13 protein-coding genes are annotated in these 17,918 nt (G+C 37.4%); 8 read left to right on the top strand and 5 right to left on the bottom strand.

Features of this window, described 5'->3' with window-relative positions; all coding sequences use genetic code 11:
• From fucP to ACOVO2_RS10620, 8 genes are all read left to right on the top strand, one after another.
• Complete coding sequence (fucP, locus tag ACOVO2_RS10655; RefSeq protein WP_421769951.1) at positions 1–1,209, top strand: L-fucose:H+ symporter permease; 1,209 nt, start codon at positions 1–3, stop codon at positions 1,207–1,209.
• 21 nt (positions 1,210–1,230) lie between these two features.
• Positions 1,231–3,555, top strand: coding sequence for a heparinase II/III domain-containing protein (locus tag ACOVO2_RS10650; RefSeq protein ID WP_421769950.1), 2,325 nt, complete (start codon positions 1,231–1,233; stop codon positions 3,553–3,555).
• 22 nt (positions 3,556–3,577) lie between these two features.
• Positions 3,578–4,087 carry a phosphoheptose isomerase gene (locus tag ACOVO2_RS10645; protein WP_421769949.1) on the top strand — a complete coding sequence of 170 codons (510 nt, stop codon included), beginning with the start codon at positions 3,578–3,580 and terminating at the stop codon, positions 4,085–4,087.
• 209 nt (positions 4,088–4,296) lie between these two features.
• Positions 4,297–4,872, top strand: a complete 576-nt coding sequence (locus ACOVO2_RS10640) for an RNA polymerase sigma factor (RefSeq protein WP_421769948.1) — start codon at positions 4,297–4,299, stop codon at positions 4,870–4,872.
• A 142-nt stretch (positions 4,873–5,014) separates the two neighbouring features.
• Positions 5,015–6,043: a FecR family protein gene (locus tag ACOVO2_RS10635; RefSeq protein WP_421769947.1), complete on the top strand. Its 1,029-nt coding sequence runs from the start codon at positions 5,015–5,017 to the stop codon at positions 6,041–6,043.
• Positions 6,044–6,189: 146 nt separating this feature from the next.
• On the top strand, positions 6,190–9,498 hold the full coding sequence (locus ACOVO2_RS10630; RefSeq protein ID WP_421769946.1) for a TonB-dependent receptor: 3,309 nt from the start codon (positions 6,190–6,192) through the stop codon (positions 9,496–9,498).
• Positions 9,499–9,517: 19 nt separating this feature from the next.
• Entirely contained in the window at positions 9,518–11,161 is a 1,644-nt protein-coding gene (locus ACOVO2_RS10625) for a RagB/SusD family nutrient uptake outer membrane protein (protein ID WP_421769945.1), read from the top strand.
• Between the two features lie 195 nt (positions 11,162–11,356).
• The gene (locus ACOVO2_RS10620; protein WP_421769944.1) at positions 11,357–13,006 is read left to right on the top strand and encodes a glycoside hydrolase 43 family protein; all 1,650 of its coding nucleotides are present in this window, start codon (positions 11,357–11,359) and stop codon (positions 13,004–13,006) included.
• 1,030 nt (positions 13,007–14,036) lie between these two features.
• Here ACOVO2_RS10620 and ACOVO2_RS10615 read toward each other — a convergent pair.
• From ACOVO2_RS10615 to ACOVO2_RS10595, 5 genes are all read right to left on the bottom strand, one after another.
• A complete protein-coding gene (locus tag ACOVO2_RS10615) occupies positions 14,037–14,999 on the bottom strand; it encodes a family 43 glycosylhydrolase (protein WP_421769943.1) in 963 nt (320 codons plus the stop codon).
• A 402-nt stretch (positions 15,000–15,401) separates the two neighbouring features.
• Complete coding sequence (locus ACOVO2_RS10610; RefSeq protein ID WP_421769942.1) at positions 15,402–16,388, bottom strand: HipA domain-containing protein; 987 nt, start codon at positions 16,386–16,388, stop codon at positions 15,402–15,404.
• Positions 16,385–16,696, bottom strand: a complete 312-nt coding sequence (locus ACOVO2_RS10605) for a HipA N-terminal domain-containing protein (protein ID WP_421769941.1) — start codon at positions 16,694–16,696, stop codon at positions 16,385–16,387. The genes ACOVO2_RS10610 and ACOVO2_RS10605 overlap by 4 nt, the downstream gene beginning before the upstream one ends.
• Entirely contained in the window at positions 16,674–16,895 is a 222-nt protein-coding gene (locus ACOVO2_RS10600; protein ID WP_421769940.1) for a helix-turn-helix domain-containing protein, read from the bottom strand. Before ACOVO2_RS10600 ends, ACOVO2_RS10605 begins: the two co-directional genes overlap by 23 nt.
• Before the next feature lie 153 nt (positions 16,896–17,048).
• Entirely contained in the window at positions 17,049–17,912 is an 864-nt protein-coding gene (locus ACOVO2_RS10595; protein WP_421769939.1) for a hypothetical protein, read from the bottom strand.
• Positions 17,913–17,918 lie beyond the last annotated feature (6 nt).

Here is a 17,918-nt window from a genome sequence, read left to right as displayed (position 1 = left end):
ATGAAGCAAAAAATCGCTTTTACCGAAAAAAAATACCTTACAACGCTCATTTTCGTCACCTCACTTTTTATGTTGTGGGGAATAGCCATAACGATGGGAGATGTGCTAAATCGGCATTTTCAGAATGTATTAAATGTTTCAAAGTCAGAATCTGGATTGGTTCAATTTTCGATTTTTGGGGCATACGCCGTTATGGGTATTCCGGCGGGGCTATTCATGAAACGTTTTGGCTACAAAAATGGTGTAATGTTAGGGTTGATTCTCTACGCAATCGGGGCTTTACTCTTTGTGCCTGCCTCCAATGCGGCCTCATTTATGTTTTTCCGAGTAGCATTATTTATTCTGGCTTGTGGTTTGGCAACACTCGAAACCGTAGCTCATCCCTTTGTTGCTGTATTGGGCGATGAGCGAACATCCGACAAACGAATAAACTTTGCCCAATCGTTTAATGGTCTTGGAGCGGTTATCGGGCCATTGATTGGCGGATTCTTTATCTTAAAATCCGGTTCAAATGATGGCGACTTATCTTCGGTAAAAATATTATATTCGATAATCGGTATAGTGATTTTATTGATCGCTTTGGCATTTTACTTCGTAAAAGTGCCTACTCTGAATGAGTCACACGGAATTGATTCTTCCGAACACTTACCCGAAAATACGCTGCCTCTTTTCAAGCGAAGACATTTTATTTGGGCTATATTAGCACAGTTTTTCAATGTAGCTGCACAAGGTGGCACGTGGGCATTTTTTATTAATTATGGTGTAGAAAAAATGGCTTTGCCAGAATCTTCGGCTGCTTATTACTTTTCATTAAGCATGGTTATGATGATGCTTGGGCGTTTTGTAGGTACATATCTCATGAACTTTATTGCACCCAATAAGCTATTGGCAAGCTTTGCATTAGCAAATATCTTAATGTGCATAATCATTGCTCAAAGCTTCGGTTGGGTTTCTTTTGTTGCCCTTATTTCTCTAAATTTCTTTTTCAGTATTATGTTTCCAACGATTTTTAGTTTAGGATTAAAAGGCCTTGGAACGCAAACTCAACAAGGAGCCTCATACTTAGTAATGGGCGTTGTTGGCGGAGCCGTGTTTCCTCCATTAATGGGAAAGATAGCTAATCATGATGTTGCCTCAGCCTATTATCTACCTATTTTATGCTATGTAATAATTTTTCTATTCGGATTTAAATTTTATCGTTCAAAATAATAATATTCAAAATTCTAACTAATGAATGTACGCGTAATTATAGTCTTATTGCTGAGCCTGGGTAATCAGTTAATGGCTCAGCATAAACCCCATCCTTATTTATTTTACACACCCGAAAGCATCGCTGATGTAAAGAAACGCTTGGAGAACGACACGCTCTTGAATAAAGCATGGGTTAATATGCTACAATCTGCCAACAAAGCCTTAGAAGGAAAAAAAGGAAATCCTGAGATACTTACACTGGCATATTGCATGACAGGCGAGGTGAAATATGCAGAAAGAGCCAAAGAATTACTTTTTGATTGGATAAATAAAGATAAATGGGATGGACTTGACGACCGCACACCTCGTTGGAATTCGGGCTTAGGTACTGCACGTGGGTGTTTTCAGACGGCTATTATCTATGACGGAATTTACAATTATCTTACAAAAGAAGAAAGAAAAAAAATTGTTGAAGCAATAAATAAATTAGGTATTGAACCAGCTCTGAATGACTGGATGTCTACCAATAAACGCATTCATTCCTTAAATTCTATGGGGCACAATTGGTGGTCTGCGGTTGTTTTTGAGGCAGGAATTGCCTCGTTGGCAATCATGACCGAAGATGAGCAGGCAAAAACTCGCATTGAAGAAATAATGCAAGCCAGCCGAGAATGGTTCAGTTTTTCGGGGAGCATCCTAGAAAATAAACCTTCTTCGTTTGACTCGAATGGCGGGTTTTACGAAAGCGTAAATTATGCAAACTTTGGTGTTTCAGAGTACCTTATGTTTAGGTTGGCTTACACAAATGCCCTTAAGCCAATCTCCATGCCCTATGATAATCTTTTACAAAAAACCGTTGATTGGTTTATACATACTTCGTACCCAAATTCCAAACGATTGATGTCATTGAACTTTGGCGATTCTAACGATTTTTCAAATGGTGAGCGAGTGACAAAACTAATGCTTGCTCTCGGTTTAGGTAAAAATTATTACCAATGGTATCTAAATGAAATTGGCCTGAGTGAAGGACGTGAAGATTTGAATATCAATACACCACTGGGATTTTTATACCATCCTAAATTCGAGCAAATAAAAGCATCGAATCCGCTACCTAATGCAGCAATGTATAAAGACATGGGCTGGGCAACTTTTAGAGATTCTTGGAAAAAGGACGCTACATTACTGGGCGTCAAGAGTGGTTATACTTGGAATCACGCTCATGCTGATGCAGGTTCGTTTGTGCTATATCATAAGGGCCAATATCTACTCATTGATGGTGGCGATGTTAGTTACGGTTTACCAGAATATAGCTCGTATTTTGTGAGAAGCGAAGCTCACAATGTGCTACTATTTAATGGTACTGCCCAAGACCCACAAGACCAATATCATGCCGTAAAAAACCCGGGTAGTTTACATCACCTCATTGATGCCAACAATCTGAAATACGTATTGGCCGATGCCACTGGCCCTACTTCAAGGAATTTCTTGAGGAATTATCGAAATTTCCTCTGGCTTGACAAGGTAATTTTAATTCTCGACGATGTGAAAACCTACGAAACTGGCAAGTTTGATTTTCTTTTACATTTTCAAGAAAAAGCTCTAAAAAAAGGACCAGATCTGGAAATCTCAAATAATGATGCCTCTATTTTGTTTAGACCGCTCTTTCCCGAAACTTTACCCCTGGGGTATCCACACGACTTTCCAGAAAAAATGAAACTAGAAGAAAGACAAGGTATAAAAGACCGAAATGCTAAAGTAAAAATTCCGTATTTTGCTTTATCACCTGCCGAAAAATCTCGACAAGAAAAGTTTCTCAACGCAATTATCTTACTCGATGATTCAAATAAAGCAGTAGAAACCTTTGTGGGTTCATCGGGAGCGAATGGCACCGCCGCCCGAACTAACTTACCGATCATCGAAAAACTAAGTGGTGAAAACTATATCGGAGTCAGAATCAAACAAAATGGAAAAATAACCGATGTATTCCTAAATCTGTTAGCTGATGGGAGACTCATGCACCGGAACTCAAATATCATAATCAATGGTTGGGAAACAGATGCCTACATACTATCGGTTACATACCCAGAAAATACCACTATGGGCTCGCTCGAAAACGTAAATTCTTTTTTTGTAAGTAATGGAAGCTATCTTCGGAAGAACGAAAAAGTGTATTTTAGCTCACTCTCCAAAGTTTTCATGAACGTTGTGTTTACAAATCAGGCAGTAGAAATAGAGGCAAACGGACAACCAATCACAAATATTTCAATGGATATCAATAAAAAACCAACGAAACTCGTGATTAATAAATCAGAAAAAAACATCAATTATAAAAATAATACTCTCCAGTTTAATTTAGAAAATTAATTTTAATTGAAACTTTAATGCAATGAATACATCAAAAGACACAAGCAAATTAGCTATTTTTGAACAAATAAAAACATACATTAACAACCAAGGTTTTACAATAGCTAATGCCGATGATTCGCGTCCGTGGGGAGGTTTTTTAGTGATTGATGAAACACAAGCACCATTATTCATCGAAACTTTTTTTCCTCAATTCTCAATAGCTGATTTTGCGGGATTTGAAAAACTAAGTCCTAAAATATTATTGGTTGCCCCCAATACTCGCCTTTCTTGGCAATATCATTTTAGGCGTTCAGAAATCTGGACAGTGATAGCAGGAAATGCTGCAATTGTAAGAAGCGAGACGGATGAAGAAAACACACAAGAATCACTACCATTGGGCTCCACCATAAGCTTAAAACAAGGTGAAAGACACCGTTTGGTGGGTGTAGATGAGTGGGGAATTATTGCAGAAATCTGGCAACACACCGACCCGCAAAATCCTTCAGACGAAGATGATATCGTTAGGGTGCAAGATGATTTTGGTAGATAAGCAACGGCTCCTGAAAAAAATAATAATTGATTTAGGGAGATTCGTCAATCCCCTAAATCAACTTTACAACAGCACAAAAGCTTTCTAAGCTCGTAAACCTGACAAAATATTGCAAGAATAGGGCATTAAATTATCATTTCGAGCGATACTTTTATTCTACTTTTGTCATATATTTATATACTTTGGTATTTTTTCAAGTTTAAAGCCTCGTGAATTTCAAATCTCTACCCGATGACATTCTCCTTTTGCACCTTCGCATGGGTGAAGAAATGGCATTTCATGAGATATATTTACGCTATTGGCAAAAGCTCTATGGAATTGCCAATAATAAAACTCGCTCCACTAAAATTGCCGAGGAAATTACCCAAGATGTGTTTCTTAAACTTTGGGAAGGTCGACGGAATCTGAAAATCGAACGATTAGAATACTATTTATTAGCTTCGGTTAAAAATGCAATCATCAACCACTACCGAACAATGCATACTCATGAAAAATTCATTGAATATGCTCAGAATGAATATGCTAAATCTGAATTATCTACCGAAAAACAACTCGATTTAAACGAACTGATTTCGAAAATCAATGAGCATCTCAATGATATGCCCTACAAAACTCGCCTTATTTTTAATTTAAACAGGCTTCAATATTACTCCGTTAAGGAAATTTCTGCCCAGCTGAATATCCCCGAACGCACAGTAGAATACCATATCGCTCAGGCAATAAAAATACTCAAAACCCATCTCAAAGAATATCTTCCTGCTTTATTTTTATTTTTATTGAGATAGCCTACCAAAAAAAATAACTGTACAAAAACAAGATTCTTTATCATTATACAATACTTATGTTGCATTTTTCCAATATTAAATATAATTGATTGCGGAAAAGAGAACGAAGTGTGTCTTACTTATTGAAAACCAAAAAACATCAATGAGCAAAGACCAATTTAATGAATTATTGAGGAAGTATCTGGAAGGCAAATGTACCCACGATGAAATAAAACTAATTGAGCAATGGTATGGTGCTCTCGATGGCGATAATCCAGCATCAGATGTAGTTGATAAAAATGAACTTCAAGAAAAACTATGGCATCAAATACAGTCTAAAATGTATCAAGAAGATAATGAAGAATCTTCAGACACTCCAATTTTACGTTGGCAAAAAACTACATGGATTAGTATTGCAGCCTCAATCCTGATTGTGTGTAGTTGGTTGTGGCTAACCAAAACTGAAAATTCCACAATTGTCAACATCACTGCAACAATAAGCGAAACCGAATGGATTGAACAGAAAAATACTTCTGCTGGTACCATCACAGTCGAACTCGAAGAAGGAAGTACCGTAAAATTATCCTCAAATAGTATCATTCGTTTTCCAAAACATTTTTCGCCACAAAAAAGAGAAGTATATCTAACTGGTGATGCCTTTTTTGAGGTAAAAAAACGTCCTTCTCAGCCATTTTATGTGTATGCAAATGACGTAATAACGAAGGTATTAGGTACAAGCTTTTATGTTCGAACCGAGGAAAAAACAAAACAAGTGAAGGTAGAAGTCATGACGGGACGAGTAGCAGTTTTAAGAAAATCTTCGGACGAGAAAAAACAATTCTCAGGCGTAATACTCACACCAAACCACTCGGTCACGTACTTTAACGAAGAACAGCATTTCGTCACTGGCTTAGTCGAGAATCCAATCGTCATTCAGACAGATAAGAAGGAAGAAAAAACTCCCAATTTTAGATTTAATGATACACCGTTATCAGAAGTCCTCGAAACGCTGAAAGATGCTTATGGAATTCAGTTTATGGTGGATAATGAAAAACAGTACAATTGTTTATTGACTGCCAATTTGAATAACAAACCCCTTGCTACGCAACTAGAACTGATTTGTGCAGCTCTTCATACTAAGTTCGAAATTCAAGGTACAACCATTCTATTGAGCGGAAAAGGTTGTAATTAATAGGCAAAAATCAAGAAAAAGTAAATGTTAAACATTATAAAAATAAAAGCAAATGAAATAAAAAAATGGAAGAATCTTAACTCAAAATTATTTGTTACCTCCTACTCATTTAACTTGAAATTAAACTAAACAATACCAATTTAAGAATGAAAAAATTGTATCTTCTAACACTCAGAAATCAACTGAGTTACAAAAACTCTCAGGTAAATCAATTGGTCAAGCTACTTTTGATTCAATGTATGGTGGTCTTCTCGGCATTTGCCCACGAAAACCAAATCAATGATTTACTTCAACGCCCTATTACACTCAGTGTTGAGCATTCGAAGCTGAGAAATGTCCTCAGTCAAATTGAAACTCAAACTTCTGTCAGCTTCGTTTATAGTTCCAACGAAATCAAAGCTGATAGAATTGTCTCCATGAATGCCAATGCCAAACCATTAGGCGAAGCTCTCCAAGAACTCTTAACGCCCCTAAAGCTAAACTTTAAGGTTTTAAGAGACCAAGTTGTTATCGAGAAGTTAGACTATGAAGCTAAAATTGAGCAAACAATAAAAGCTATTCAAGACCGAACCCTAACAGGTACAGTATATGATGAAAATAATTCTCCATTACCTGGTGTAAGTGTTGTAATTAAAAACACAACCAGAGGAACAACCACCGATGCCAAGGGAACATTTCAGATTTTAGTACCCGAAGACAACACCAGTATACTTGTTTTTTCAATCGTTGGGTATCAGCCACAAGAAGTTGCAGTTGGAAATAACAAAACCCTTACTGTTGGTTTGAAACCTGATGTTAGTACACTCGAAGAGGTAGTTGTAATTGGCTACGGCTCAGTTAAGAAAAAAGACTTAACTGGTTCGGTGGTACAACTCAAGAGTGAGCAACTTAAGGAGGTTCCAACCGCCAATGTTTTGGAGGCTGCACAGGGTAAAATTGCCGGTGCAGATATTACACGAAACAGCGGCCAAGCAGGTGCAGGTGTAAGTATCCGTATTCGTGGAAACCGCTCAATTGGGGGTAACAATGCTCCACTCATCATCGTAGATGGTATCCAATACAATAACCTTGAAGATATAAACGCCAACGACATCGAAACAATGGATATATTGAAAGATGCATCTTCAATTGCCATATATGGTTCGAGAGGTGCAAATGGTGTCATTTTGATAACGACTAAGAAAGGAAAATCGGGTAAACCTGATATTTCGTTTAATACGTATTCGGGGGTTTCGCAAGTATCAATGTATCCGAGAGCCATGAATATTACCGAATTTCGTGATTTTAAGCGTGAGGCTTGGCGAGCAGCAGGAATTTGGAAAACAGAGGCAGACGATGCCGCAATTTTTGCGAATGTTGCAGAATACAATGCCCTAAAAAGTGGCACATGGACAGATTATCAGGATGCCCTCATTCACAAAGGTTTACAGCAAAACTACCAATTGGGTATCAGAGCCGGTGGAGACCGTTTAAAAACCTACACTTCATTAGATTATTTCAATGAAAAAGGAATCTTGAAACTGGATGAAATTAAACGCTACACCGGTAGATTAAACATTGATTATACCTTAAATGATTGGTTGAAAATGGGTATGCAAAACCAAGTTACGTACTACGACCAAAGTGTGCGTAGAGACCCGCTCAATCAGGCCAATAAAATAAGTCCGTTAGGCTCTTTATACGACGATAATGGCAATTTCAATTTCATCATGCTCGATGGTCAGACAGCCAACCCACTCTCTGATGAGCAGCCAGATGTTTTCCAAAATAATGTTTTAACTACACGTATTCTTACAAATGGCTATTTGGAGCTAAACCCAGTCAAAGGGCTTACCATTCGTAGTACTTTAGGTGTAAATTTAGGTTTCATTAGAGATGGCTCTTATCAATCGCCTAAATCAATCACCCGATCACTTACGGGTAAATCACTTGCCACCTACGAGACAAGCAACAGTAGAAGCATCAACTGGGAAAATATGGCAACTTACCAACGCACTTTTGGGCAACACGTTGTAACGCTCACTGGAATCGCAAGTTTTATTAAAGGAACATCCGATAACGTGTCTGCCTCCGGAGTTAACCAACTACTTTCAAGCCAATTGTTTTACTCATTAGGAAGTGCAAGCGAAGAGATTACGATAAACTCTGGATACTCGAAAAGTAGTTTACTCTCTTATGCTGGGCGTCTGAATTATGCACTTAAAGACAGATATTTGCTAACACTTACTGCCCGCCAAGATGGCTCATCGAAGCTCGCAACCGGTAATAAATGGACGTTTTTCCCTTCGGCAGCTTTTGCTTGGCGAATCATCGAGGAAGACTTCATGAAAAATACAAAATTCTTGAGTGATTTAAAATTAAGAATAAGCTATGGTATAGCAGGAAACGACCCATCTGGGCCTTATGCAACTCAGACCAGCTTGGCTCGAGTTTCTATGGGTTTCAATGATATTGCTGTTCCTGCCTACACATTTTCTCGAATTGTAGGGAATGCCGAACTCAGCTGGGAGCTTTCCGATACCAAAAACCTAGGTTTAGATTTTGGTTTATTTGCAGGTAGAATCAACGCCTCGATTGACTACTACGATACTCGAACTACTGATTTATTGCTAAACAGAGGCTTACCACCAACTACAGGTGTTACTACGGTTAAACAAAATATCGGTAAAACCCGAAACCGTGGGGTTGAGGTGGCTATCGGTAGTACAAATATTCGCACTTCCAATTTCACTTGGAGTAGTAATCTTACTTTTACTAAAAACTCAGAGGAAATCGTTGAACTCGTTACCGGTGGAAACGATATCGGAAATGGCTGGTTTATCGGACACCCAATCAATGTATTCTATGACTATGAGAAAATTGGTATTTGGCAAACATCAGAAACCGATGCTGCCGCAAAGATTTCACCAATGCAATTACCAGGAGAAATCAAGGTAAAAGATCAAAACGGTGATGGGAAAATTGATGCTGTTAATGATAGAATTATTTTAGGGAATCCTCGCCCTAAATGGAGCGGTGGCTTTGATAATACATTAAAATACAAAGGTTTTGATCTAAATTTCTTTGTCTATGCTCGTATTGGGCAAATGATAAATTCGAGTCGCTCGGCTCGCTTCGACCAACAAGGTGTAGGTAATAGCACCACTGGAATCGATTATTGGACTCCGGAAAACCCAACGAATGATTACCCAAGACCTAACAAAAATGGAGGCTTGAAGTACCTATCAACACTTGGATATGAAGATGGCTCATTTGCCCGAATCAGAAACGTGACCCTAGCTTACACATTTGGAAGTAAGATTTTAAAAACGAGCTTTATTAAGAGTGTAAGACTCTATGCAACTGGGAAAAACCTACTTACATGGTCAAAACAAAACTACGACCCAGAGCGTGGTGGTGGAGAAAGTTTCCCAATGACAAAACTCTACATTTTTGGTCTAAATGCCAATTTTTAACCTAAAAAAGCATAAAAAAATGATAATTAATAGATTCAAAAAAACCTGTTTGATAGCCACAGTTGTTTTGGCTCTTTCATCTTGTGATAATGTTTTAGAAGAATATAACCCAAGTGGTTTGACTGCCGAAACTGCTTTTACCACACCAGCAGGCTTCGAGACCCTCGTTAATGCCGCTTACTCTTATCAACGATGGTGGTATGGAAAAGAAGAAGGGTATAATATTGCCGAAACTGGTACGGATATCTGGACGAGTGGTTCGGGGGAAGTCTACCGTGACCTTACTCAATACCTCAATCTTCAAAGTAGCAATGCTGCCTTAACCAACGAGTGGCGTGAATTATATGCAGCTATAAATCTTTGCAATGGCGGTATTAATCGTATTGATAAAGCTGGGCTTGCTCCGAATGTAAAGTTAATCCGTGAAGGAGAATTACGTTTTCTACGTGCATTTTACTATTGGCATATTGTAGAAACCTGGGGTGATGTTCATTTTACAACTCAAGAAACCAATGGCATCGTTGCTGATGCCAACCGCACTCCTATCGAAACATTCTATAAACAAATATTCGAGGATTTAAAAATTGCTGTTGCTAATCTTCCAGTTTCTCAAGCCCAATATGGCCGTGCTACCAAAGGGGCTGCACAAGCCTTCTTGGCTCGAATGTATCTCACCAGAGGAATGAATAAGGAAGCACTAGAAATGGCAGATGCGGTAATAAAGTCAAATACCTATCGATTAGAAGCAAAATTTGCCGACTTATGGAATATGAGCAACCAAAGAAACAAAGAGGTAATTTATGCCGTTGATTATTCTACTAATTTATTAGTCAATGATTTGGCCAGTGCTTCAAACCCTTATGGCCATAACAGAGGTAGTAACAACGGACATCTACTATTTTTGATGAAATATGATGACCGCCCAGGTATGATACGTGATATCGCAAACGGGCGTCCATTTAATCGCTACATGCCTACTCAGTTTTTGCTAAATTTATATAGTGAAAATGATGCCCGATATGAGGGTTCATTTATGGAAACTTGGTTTGCCAACTCCACCACTCGACCATCTGGTATGGCTCTCGGCGACACAGCCGTTGTTTGTACGCGTAGAGAAATCAATGATGCTTTTGAAAAAACTAGAAAATACCAAGTTTATGATAATAGCAAAATTTATAACCCAAATGGTACTGTGAAAGATAATCTTAGGTATCCGACACTATCTAAATTTATGGATCCGACACGACCGAGCCTAAACGAAGCTCAAAGTGCCAGAGATGTATTCGTAATCAGACTAGCGGAAGTGTATCTAATTGCAGCAGAAGCACAAATGAAATTGGGAGACACTAAATCAGCGGCAGATTATGTTAATGTTTTACGTACTCGTGCTGCAAAAACTGGTAAAGTAGCTGCTATGCAAGTTTTACCAGCCAATATCACACTCGATTTCTTACTTGATGAAAGAGCCAGAGAATTGGCAGGTGAACAGCTACGTTGGTTCGATTTGAAACGGACCGGAAAATTAATAGAGCGAATTAAAGCTTACGCACCCGACAACGCCGTTAATTTACAAAGTCACCATGTTTTACGCCCAATTCCTCAGACTCAATTAGATGCCGTAACCAATAAAGCAGAATTTAAGCAGAATGCTGGTTATCAATAATTTAGCCACCAAAGTACAAGTTCGAGCCACCTTCTCATTACCTTGAAGGTGGCTTTTTGTTCTGTAAAAAAATATACACTATATTTTTATTTCATTCGAAATACGGGTAAAAATATTTCTATCTAAAACTCAGGATTCCTACTTTAAAACAAATTAATTTTAATCCTTAAAATCCTTCAAAAATTCGTTCCAAATATGTTTAACTCCAGATTTAATTTTTCTATTTGTATCCTACTTACCTTTTTATCAATTACCGTAAATGCCCAAAATACATTTGTGTCGAAAGTATGGGTGTCGGACAGAGGGGACGGAACATACCAAAATCCTATTATCAATGCTGATTATTCTGATCCGGATGTTTGTAGAGTAGGAAGCGATTACTACCTAACTGCATCTAGTTTTAATTCTTCACCAGGCTTACCAATTTTACACTCAAAAGACTTGGTTAATTGGAAAATCATAGGTTACGCTCTTCATCGACAACTGCCTATCGAACATTTTTCAAAGCCACAGCACGGCAATGGCGTATGGGCACCAGCCATCAGATTTCACAAAAACGAGTTTTATATTTATTACCCCGACCCAGATTTTGGAATCTACGTAATAAAAGCAGCAAAACCCACAGGGCCTTGGTCTGAACCAAAATTAGTTGAAGCTGGCAAAGGGCTAATAGACCCTTGTCCGTTTTGGGATGAAGATGGCCAGGCATATTTAGCACATGCTTGGGCAGGTAGCAGGGCAGGAATTAAAAGTATTCTTACTATCAAAAAAATGACCCCAGATGGAACCGCCATTCTTGATGAAGGTACGATGGTATATGATGGACACGAACTTGACCCAACCATAGAAGGCCCCAAAATTCATAAAAGGAATGGTTATTACTATATTTTTGCACCGGCTGGTGGGGTTTCAACGGGTTGGCAGGTCGTACTTCGTTCAAAAAGCATCTATGGCCCTTACGAGCGAAAAATTGTGATGGCACAAGGAAAATCGAGTATTAATGGCCCACATCAAGGTGCATGGGTAAATACCATAACAGGAGAGGACTGGTTCGTTCATTTTCAAGATAAAGGAGTTTATGGGAGAGTAACTCACTTACAGCCAATGAAATGGGTGAATAATTGGCCAGTCATAGGAGCAGATGAAGATAGAGATGGTATCGGAGAACCAGTATTAACTTATAAAAAACCAAATGTTGGAAAAACTTATCCTATCGAAACTCCAGTTGATTCCGACGAATTTAGTTCACAAGCCTTGGGCTTACAATGGCAGTGGCACGCAAACCCGAGAGGAACTTGGCATACCACGAGCAACCAGGGATTTTTAAGACTTTTTTCACACAAAATACCCGAAGACGCTAAAAATCTTTGGGATGTCCCGAATCTTTTATTGCAAAAATTTCCTTCAGATACCTTCACGGCTACAACCAAAGTTCAGTTTTCTCCGAATCCAAAGCTCGAAAACGAAAAAGTTGGTTTACTTATCATGGGAAAAAGTTATGCAAATATTGCCCTAAAATCAAGTCTAAATGGCGAGGTTTCTTTGGTATATGGTAGTTGTAAAAAAGCTTTGGATAAAACCCAGGAAGACGAAAAAATACTCGCAAAAATAGACAAAAACAAGCCTATTTATTTACGAGTAAGTGTAGTAAGTGGTGGTAAGTGCCTATTTAGCTATAGTTTGGATGGCACAAATTTTATTCAAGCACCCGATGAATTCTCTGCCGAAGTTGGTGTATGGATTGGAGCTAAGATAGGAATTTTCTGCACCCGAACAACCCAAATCAACGATTCGGGTTATGCTGATTTCGATTGGTTCAGAATAGAATCAGTATCTAAAAACTAATACTCAAACATGAGTAATCCCAAACTTTGGAAAGACCCTACCAAATATTGGCGGCCGCTGCTTGGTAGAAAATAGCACTTTTATCAAATTTTGAGTTCCGTATGAACGACGACCAGTATTGCGAAATTGGTCGTTCATACGGAACTTATTTGTTAGAAAATCGACCTTTCTCCCAATATTTAGCACCCAAGGAGCAGTTTTATCTCAAAATTAGGGATGTTTCATATTGTTATTATTGTTGGAAGGAATACATCATAAATAACAAAATTTATGCGTAAACTGCTTTGGGGGGCTATCCTTAAAAATTTATCATGGAAATAATTATGTGGATTCTAAAAATAAAAAATGCTTAAAATAGAATCTTAATTTATTGATTATCTTTTTGGCAAAACTAATGAGTACACTGTAATTTAAGTAAGTACAACATTTTTTTCGTATCCCTCCCTCCTCATCGGGGAAGGAAAGAAAGAGTGGGGTTAAGTAATTGATAATCAGTCTGTTTTGACCCTCCCTAACGACAGCGGCCGACCGTCCTCCCCGATGGGGAGGGAACTAAAGCAAAACTTATACGAACTTAGTTTACAGTGTAATGAGTTCTCTATCTTATTAGTTTCTTTTATTTTTCGATTTTATAATAAACCTCAAAACTAGGCAATTTTGGTTCAAATCATTCCCCTTTGCCTTTTGTGTATGAGCTTTTTGAGTTAAATTTCAAGGCAAAATCACTAATTTTTGCCTTGAAATATTATTAAAATCGCATTTAAGTAATAAGATTTATATAATCGACAATTCTATAAATAGCTAAGAGGCTGTTTATAAGCCCATTAACTTTCTGTGGACTTGTCGACTATTGACTGTGGACTACTTATGTAGTTCAAATGTAATTATGCAAAAAAAACGGTATTCCGAATTTTAGATTATAACTGTGTGGGATAGTTTATAAACAGCACAAAATTAATTCAAACTGTTACTTTAAGCATAGTTAAGCTTTTATTGAAGATTCTAATAGCCAAAAACGATAAATCTATCTTCAAGGCTTTTTTGTTAGACCTTCATCTGTTCTCACAACAGGTTGGATAGTTCCATCTTCATTAAAATAAACATACTCAGCACAAATATGGCGTTGTTTTTTTCGGTTTTCACAGGCATCACCTGTGTTAATCCATCGGTGATAAAACAAAACCCATTGTCCGTTAAATTGCACAATCGAATGATGATTATTACCATTTTCTTCCTTCATTATTTCTCCTTTGTACTTCCATGGCCCTTTCGGCGAATCTGCCATGTAATAGGTTAGGGTTTTATTATTCTCGGGCATGGTAAAGTAATATTTATCATTTCTTTTAAAAACCCACGGACCTTCCATTTTTGGTTCGTATCCACCCATATCCATTTTAGTAAATTCTCCTTTTACTGACTTCATATCATCGTTTAACTCAATTACTGAGTAGTCTGCCCCTTGTCCGTGAACATACAGGTATACTTTATTGTCTGTATCAACAAATAAGCAAGGATCGTTCGAGTAAGGTTTTGTCCATAGAGGGGCCCCAATGTGGTCAACAAATGGCCCGGTAGGAGAGTCGCTCACTGCAATGCCTATGCCCATCCATTTTGTACTTTTCTCAGGATTAACCCGGTCTTTATGCCCATTCCCAGCAGGAAAACAGAAATAGTATTTTCCATTCTTGTAAGCACAATCGGGAGCCCAGGCATAATTATCAGCCCATGAGATATCCTTAACCGACAAGCAAGCACCATGGTCTGTCCATTGAATTAAATCGGCCGACGAAAAAACATGCCAATCTTTCATCCAAAAATCTTCTTGACATTCTTGGTCATGTGAAGCATAAATATACATTTTTCCATCTTTCCACACATGAGCCGATGGATCTGCAGTTCTTATCTTACTCCCAAAATTAAGAGGATTTTGAGCAAAACAAGGTATTGTGAGGAGCAATACAAGAAAATAAGCATACATTTTAGTTTGATTCATAGTAAATTAAGAGAATAAACGTTTTGGTTAAAAATTTGTAAAAAAAGAGAACTATTGAGAGTATAAAATTACAAAAAACAGGCAATTTTTCTGATTTTCATTCGCTCAAATTATTCTCTTTTAATTGATAAATTCCTCTTTGTTTGTATATCATCACCCGATTCGGCTTTTAAAAAGAATTTCATGTATTTTTTAGTTTTTTTTGCATCATTGAATTCAACGAATCCGCAATCATTTATTCAAAAGTCATTTATGAGGTTCTTAAATCGTAGGGTATGATTTATATTTTGTTATTTCTATATAAACAGCTTTGGGTCATAAATTTACAAAACATATGTCAAGTCATTTTAGTAGCATATGCAATGTTTTATAATTTATCTTATGTTAAATTATAAATTTAAATCAAACTTTATATAAACACGCACTTAATCTATTCTGATATTGATTGAAATACATTTTCTTCATCTCTGCATCTAAAAATGACTCTGTAATCATCAACTTTACAGCATCAGTTTTCTTCGTAAAATCATCGATGATGCGTTCAAGTCTTTTTGTTTGAATGCCAATTTTTGTGCCGAACTCCAAGAAATCTGGGTAGCTAAAATACCCTAATGAATTATAAGCATCGGTATAATAATCATTGGCAAATAAATCCAAAGCCATGGCGGGTTCATTCGGTGTATGTAGATACGTACACAGTAAGTCATAGGCTGGTGAAAGTCTGAAATCGCCAAACTTTGTCTGAATCAATGAGAAATTTTTCAAATGAGCATCGCCGTTGGAAAACAAATAATTAAACAGCACCAACTTAAAAAAACGCTCAATCTCAACTGTCCATGCCGCACAATATTTTTTAATCAATATTGCTATTTCTTCGTAGCTTCCTTCGTATTTATAATTCTCCCCATTAATCTGCCGACTTACTTGTTTGATTTGACTAAAATCTTCTTGCAGCCATTTAGTCCCATCTGCTTGTACATCAAATCTTTTGACCAGATACGCTGGTTCAGAATTTTTAAAATAAATAAGTGTGTTTGGAGCGGTTTCAATGCCAAAAATCTGTGAAGCGATTTGCATCGTTAGATGCTCATTTTCGGGTGCAGAAGCTAAGTTCTGAAATCTTCCAACAGGAATTGGTTTTAGAATATACCTCCCTCCTACTTGGGTGAGTTTCAGGGTATTTTCTTCAAGCTGTAAAGAATATTTTACTTGTACTCCCGAGATAGAAATTTGTCGGATATTATTCTCAAAATCGTTGTTGTAGATAAATTCTGGTGCTTCAAAATCGAGGAATGGCGAAACCCGTCTTCCATCAAATAAATGTTTGAGGGCTTTCGCCGAAAAACCGAGTGATTTGATTGGCTTATATGTCGATAAACATTTGCTCATATTTCTTTCACCGTAATCGCCCCTATTGTATCATTCTGAGCTGTTTTTAGCAAACGTGTAAACTCATCTTTTTCATCTATCTGAAAAGCCTTACACTGAATTTCTTTATTAATTCCTTCTGAGAGCAATCCACTAAAAAACGGAAAAAGAGAAGACGATTCGAAAACTTTGGCGTGCTTCGGAAACGAAAAACTAATCGCTGGCAATGCTGAATTCAAATAGTTTGTGGTGTACTCAAATGAATACCTACTATCAGATTTTTCCAAGTATCCTGCCAAAATTTGATTATAGTAAACTTCCGCTTTCATTGTTCAGTTTTTTTATCACAACCGTCATTTCCATACCCAAAACATCTAATATTTTTTGTAGGGTATTCAAGGTTGGATTCGCCCTATCATTTTCTATTTTTTGAATAGATTTTGTCGAAATTCCGCAAAGTTCGGCCAAGTCTTCTTGCCTAATTTGTAAATACTTACGACGCTCTTCTATCAATTTTCCAAATTTCATAACAGAACTATAATTCTTATTTTGCTGTAAATTTAATAAAAAAAACTACAAAATCAAGCAAATAAGAATTATAGTTCGCATTTAAAAACACACGATTTGTCGAGTTAGAGACAACGAAAATCATCAAAAAAATCATAAGTGCAAATTTTGCACTTATGAATCTAACAGCTTTTTAAGACTTGATATTTTACCCATTAATTGTTCACAATCTTTTTTGGTTGAGATTGTTTTGGCAAAATCAACTACATCTTTTTTGAGGGATTTTATCAGCTTCTGATTACTCTTAGCCGGAGCCTTTTCCTCTCCCCTACTCACAGCATTTTTTACATCATCAACCGAATTCAATTCTTCGGTATTCACTTCCATTTTTCCCAAACGCTGAATTTCTTCTTTACTCAAATCAATCTTTCCAGACAGCAACTCACTTTTCAAATTTGTGGGAAGCTTCTCTACACCCTTGGCAAAATCACCATCATTCTTTATCGTCCGTGGACTAACCGCATGTTCCGCCGCTAATTTTTCGGCAATATCTCCTTTTTCTCCCCCTTCCCTATCGTACTTGCCTTTGCCTGTTTTTTCTCGATTATAACGCAGTCCTCTGAAATACGAAATCTGCTCTGGATTCAGGTTTCTTCTACCCAACTGAAAATCAATCATGTAGTCTTTTACGGCATCCAAATCTTCAAAGTCGAGCAGACCAATCTTAAAATCAACACCAAATTGAGTACAGATTTTGTATCGATTGTGTCCGTCAATCAAGATATAAATGGGTTCGTCACGCTCCCCTATTCCTGCTTTTTGTTCGGTTGTTTCCCAAACCGTCAGCGGGTCTTTGCAGCCGTGTTTCAGAATGTTATTTTCAAGCTGTTTGTATTCTTCGGCCGTAAGTGGTGGAATAAACTGTTTGAGCGACTCAAGTATTACAATTTGTTTTTTTATTTTTTCGGTTTCGGAAAAAGTCGAAGGCTGTAAATCAACCAAAGTCTTTTTCATTCCGGCCATAAAATTCTTTGCCATAGGTGG

This window comes from Emticicia sp. (assembly GCF_049241225.1).
In the GTDB taxonomy this organism is placed as follows: domain Bacteria; phylum Bacteroidota; class Bacteroidia; order Cytophagales; family Spirosomataceae; genus Emticicia.
Note: the sequence above shows the minus strand (reverse complement) of the source record. Positions and strands in the feature narration are given on the sequence as shown.